This is a genomic window from Janthinobacterium lyxosi (assembly GCF_051380665.1).
GTDB lineage: Bacteria > Pseudomonadota > Gammaproteobacteria > Burkholderiales > Burkholderiaceae_D > Janthinobacterium.
On sequence record NZ_JBNYXM010000070.1, the window covers coordinates 1 to 4,384 of the forward strand.

Genomic DNA, 4,384 nt, shown 5'->3' on the forward strand with positions numbered 1-4,384 from the left:
TTCATAAAGGCCACTCCATACGTTTTATATGGCTTTATTATACAACATAAAAGCCATTTTTGAAAAACAAAAAAGGATTTTTGTTGCTTATCTTGACCAGCCGGGGCCGTCGTTGTCGCGGCTGCGCTTGGGCTGCGGCCGCTCCTGTTCGGCCTGCTGCTTGCGCTCGGCTTCCTCGCGCTGCTTCGCCAGTGCCTGCGCCGCCTGCTGCTTGGCAAGCTCGGCTTGCCGCTGCTGCGCCTGTTGCTCGGCTTTGAACTGCTCGAAGGCTTGCCGCGCCTGCTGCTTCCCGGCTTCGGCCAGCTTCGCGGCCTCGAACTGCGCCCGGAAGTCGGCCACCCCAGAGGCCGCGGCCTGCTTCACTTCCGGCGCTGGCTGGCGGTCGCGCTCGGCCTTGGCCGCGCTGAGGTCGCCCGACAGGTCGAGGATGAGGCGGTCGGACTGGCGGCTTTGCCGCTCCAGTTCGCCCAGCGTCTTGGCGCGGGTCAGCCGCTCCACGGCTTCCCGTTCCTGCTGGATGCGCTTGTCGCTCGGCTGGCCGGTGCGGCGCTCGTAGCCGCTGGCCGCTGGCCCTAGGTGCTGGGTCGGCTCCCGGTCGATTCCCTGCGCCTCAAGCGTGCGGTGATCGACGCGGACATCTATGCCCGCCTCGCGTAGCCGCTCGTTCTGCAAGCTGGCGAACCGCTCCCGCCATTGGGTAACGATCTGCGGGCCGGTTTTCTGGTCGTCCAGCTCGCGGGTTTTCTCGGTGAAACCCTCCGGCCCAAGGCGGCGGGTCGACAGCAGGATGTGCGCGTGGTGGTTGCGGTTGTCGCCCTCCTTACCGGGGGCGTGAATCGCCACGTCTGCCGCGCAGCCGTGGCGATTCACGATCTCCCGCGCCAAGTCGCGGGCCAGCCGCTGCCGCTCGGCGGGGGAAAGTTCCTCCGGCAAGGCTATCTCGAACTCGCGGGCTACCGTCGAGTTCTTCCGGGTCTCGGTCTGCTCGGCTGCGTTCCAGAGTGCCGCCCGGTCGGCGGCCCACTCTGGCGCACCGGCAGGCAAGACAAGCTCGGCGGATTCGACCCCACCCTTGCGGGTGTAGTCGTGAATCTCGCCGGTTCGCTCGTCGGTGATTTCCACCCCGGCACGATAGGCAGCGGCGGCGGTCGCACTGCGACCGGCTGACCGGCTGACTGTCTTGACGGATAGGTGGTAAATCGCCACGGGTTGCCTTTGGGTTGGTTTTCAGGGTCGCAGACCGCACGCAAACGTAGTTTGCATAAGTGCGCCCTTGCTCTTCGCTGCGGGTCTGTGCTCCGGCGTATTCTACGCCTTCGCACCCCCTCACGCACCTATCAGCCTTCGGGGTAAAATACAAGGCATCAACCCCATAGGAGGCGCAAGAATGGCAACCATCGAAGAACGCATTGCAGCACTAGAAACCAAACTCAAACAAGAGAAGGCCAAGAAGCAGCAAATCGAAGCACGCAAACGTGCGGCAGAATCCAAGGCAAAACGCTCGATAGACACCCGCCGCAAGATTCTCGTCGGTGCTGCCATCCTCGCCAAAGTCGAACGCGGGGAATGGCCTCAAGACAAGCTGCTTGCCATGCTGGATTCTTCGCTGACTCGCGCTGATGATCGGGCCTTGTTTGATCTGCCATCCGCCCAGTCTGAGCAGCCCACAACCGCCCAATCCTGAACACCTTGGGGCGCTGCCCCAAACCCCGCGTTCGCCACGTGGCAGGGGTGCAGGGGACGGCCTACGGCCTAAACCCCCACACCCCACCACTGGAACGTCTGCCGCTACGGTTCAGCATCAAGGGTTCGCTTCGCCCAGCCCTACGCCCGGTTCCTCCCTGCGGTCGGACTGCGGCCTATGGTCTGGCCCTTGACCCTGCCCTTTCGCTTTCCTGATCGACGGCTGTTCGGTTTTGGAATGGAGAAGGGGTCAAGGGGCAAACCGGAAGCCGCACGCGGAGCGCAAGGGCGAAGCCCTGAGCACCGAACGGGTGAGGATTTGAGCGCAGCGACCCTTGATGCCTTCGGAATGACCCACGCTCCAGTCATGGGTGTAGGGGGTTTTAAGGCCGTAGGCCGTCCCCCTGCACCCTTGACGACAGAGGGCGACTCGTTCCCCCGGAGGGGGCGGAGGGGGCGATTTAACAGCCGCAAAGCGGCTCATCCATCGCCAACGGCGATGCTTCTCAAGGGGTGGGGGAGCCGGTACGGGGGAGGGTGAAACCCGCCCCGGCGAAGCCGCTGGGTGATTAAGAAAGGATTAAAACCGGATTAGCTTGGTTTTCGCTAAACGCTGAAACCCAGTACTGGCGCGGGTTTGCGGCCTGTTCGGCCTGTGGATAATCTATCCGCTGGAACGGTATCTCCTATCCGCTGGAACGGTATCTCCTATCCGCTGGAACGGTATCTCCTATCCGCTGGAACGGTATCAGGCGCGAGGCTTCCGGGGCTTGGTCGCCTTCTTGGCCAAGTGGCGCCGCTGCGGCCCGCTGGCCCGCTTCTCGACGTGCACGAGATCGCCGCGAATGTCATAGCTGAACCCCTCGCCGTGGGCCGCGCTGGCCTCGACAACGGCATCCAGTGCCTTCCGCAGCTTCTGCTTACCGCTGTAAGGGTCGGCGTTCTCGCCGCCCGACAGGTTCAGCAGCGTTTCAACCTTCATCGGGAACGGCTTGGCGTGAGTGGCATAGAACCCATGCAGCCACTGCGCGAGCTGCTGGCCGTCCAGCTCTTGGCGAACTGCCCACTCGATCTGCGTGAACTGGTCGGCTGCGTAGAGCGGGCGCAGCTTGGCGTCCAGCTCGATGACCCACTCCTGCGTTTCCTCGTCCTTGGCCGCTCCGGCGATCAGGCTGCCGATGTAGCTGTACCGGCCCTGCTTGACCGTCAGAGCGCTGGCTACAAGCCGCGTGATGCGCTTGTTCAGCGTCACCCGGTTCTTGCCTGTGTCGGTCTTGCCCATGAGCTTCAGCAGGGCGTAGGACGTGACGCGGCACTGGCTGCCCAGCTCCTGAAGGCGCACGGCGTGCAGCACGCTTTCCCACACGTCAAGGTCGCCTTGGTCGAGGCGCTGCCCGGTGTAGCGGATCTCGACGCCATCAAGGGCGGCGAGTTGCTCGCCGTCAATGTAGCGGCGCTTGCCCTTGGCGATCGCGCCGAACAGGGCCGACCGTAGAAAGCCGTTCGGCACCGCCCGGACAGGCTCCGGCCATAGCGGGAGCTGCACCACGTTCTTGGGCAACGGCTTGCCGGGCAATGGCTCACGCTCGGCCCGCTGCTTCGCCCGCGCCTGCATCTCGGGGATGCGTGCCAGCAACTCGTTTAGCTTTTTCATGGGTCAGTACCCCCGCAAAACAAAGTAATCGCTGTCCTTGCCGTAGCTGGTGGTCTTGTCGATGCGGACGCACAAGCGGCGCGCGTCGCCGCACTTGTCCAGCTTGGCCCGTCCGCCACGCTTGGCCCAGTCGTCGGCGTTTGCCTGCAACTGGGCGACTTCGCCTAGGAGCGCGGCCTTTTCTTCGCGCAGGCTGCTGACCTGGTGCAACTGCCAGGCGAGCGAGGCATACGCCACCAGGCACACGCCGATCAGCCCACCAGCGGCCACGGCCACCCACTTCCAAGCGAACCATGCGCCCGCGTTCCGCATCGAGCCTTCGGCATCGCTTGCAGCCTGCACCACACCCGACAGGCTACCGAGAACGGGCTTTGCAGCCTCGCCAAGCGCTTTTGCGGCCGCATCTGAGGCCCCGGCAAGGGATTGCCTCACCGAAGCGCCTACAGCCTCTCCTGCGGCCTTCTGCATGGCTGGGACGGCATCCGAGGCCGCCTTGCGCACCTCGCCGGCGATACCGGCCACGCTGGCCGCTGCCTGAGCCACGGCGGCGCGTTCCTTGGCGAGTGCTGCCCGCTCTGCGGTCAGCCCTTCGATTGCGGCCTTGACGGCCTTCTGGTGCTCCTCTGCAACGGCCATGAGGCCGAATAGCTGCTGCTGTGCGTCCATCACTTGCCCCCTTGTTCCGGCTTCATCACCACGACCACCGACCCGGCATAGCCGCACTCTTGCAGCGCCTTGATGGCTGCATCCGAGGTCTTGAACACCCGCAGGCCCGCCCGCTTGGTGTGAAGCTCTCGGGTCAGGCCGTGGTCGCTGTGGTCAACGTCGAGGAACCAGCCGCCGCCGTCGATGGCTGGGTAAGGGGTCAGGAACACCCGGTGCACGCTGCCGGTGCGAGTCAGGACAGCGAAGCTATCCACGTCCAAGGATTTCATAAAGGCCACTCCATACGTTTTATATGGCTTTATTATACAACATAAAAGCCATTTTTGAAAAACAAAAAAGGATTTTTGTTGCTTATCTTGACCAGCCGGGGCCGTCGTTGTC

At 63.6% G+C, this 4,384-nt stretch carries 5 protein-coding genes; 1 reads left to right on the top strand and 4 read right to left on the bottom strand.

What is annotated here, in order from left to right:
• Positions 1-87: 87 nt before the first annotated feature.
• A complete protein-coding gene (mobQ, locus tag ACQ4WP_RS28960; RefSeq protein WP_436526715.1) occupies positions 88-1,206 on the bottom strand; it encodes a MobQ family relaxase in 1,119 nt (372 codons plus the stop codon).
• 181 nt (positions 1,207-1,387) lie between these two features.
• Between mobQ and ACQ4WP_RS28965 the strand changes: the two genes are divergently transcribed.
• The gene (locus tag ACQ4WP_RS28965; protein WP_436526717.1) at positions 1,388-1,684 is read left to right on the top strand and encodes a DUF8583 domain-containing protein; all 297 of its coding nucleotides are present in this window, start codon (positions 1,388-1,390) and stop codon (positions 1,682-1,684) included.
• A 747-nt stretch (positions 1,685-2,431) separates the two neighbouring features.
• On the opposite strand, the gene trfA is transcribed toward ACQ4WP_RS28965, so the two are convergent.
• The 3 genes from trfA to ACQ4WP_RS28980 all read right to left on the bottom strand — a co-directional run.
• Positions 2,432-3,337 (bottom strand): plasmid replication initiator TrfA, encoded by a 906-nt coding sequence (gene trfA, locus ACQ4WP_RS28970; RefSeq protein WP_436526719.1) that lies wholly within the window; start codon positions 3,335-3,337, stop codon positions 2,432-2,434.
• 3 nt (positions 3,338-3,340) lie between these two features.
• Positions 3,341-4,003 (bottom strand): hypothetical protein, encoded by a 663-nt coding sequence (locus tag ACQ4WP_RS28975; protein ID WP_436526721.1) that lies wholly within the window; start codon positions 4,001-4,003, stop codon positions 3,341-3,343.
• The coding region (locus ACQ4WP_RS28980; RefSeq protein ID WP_436526723.1) for a hypothetical protein at positions 4,003-4,384 on the bottom strand (382 nt) is incomplete at its 5' end. The genes ACQ4WP_RS28980 and ACQ4WP_RS28975, both read right to left, overlap by 1 nt.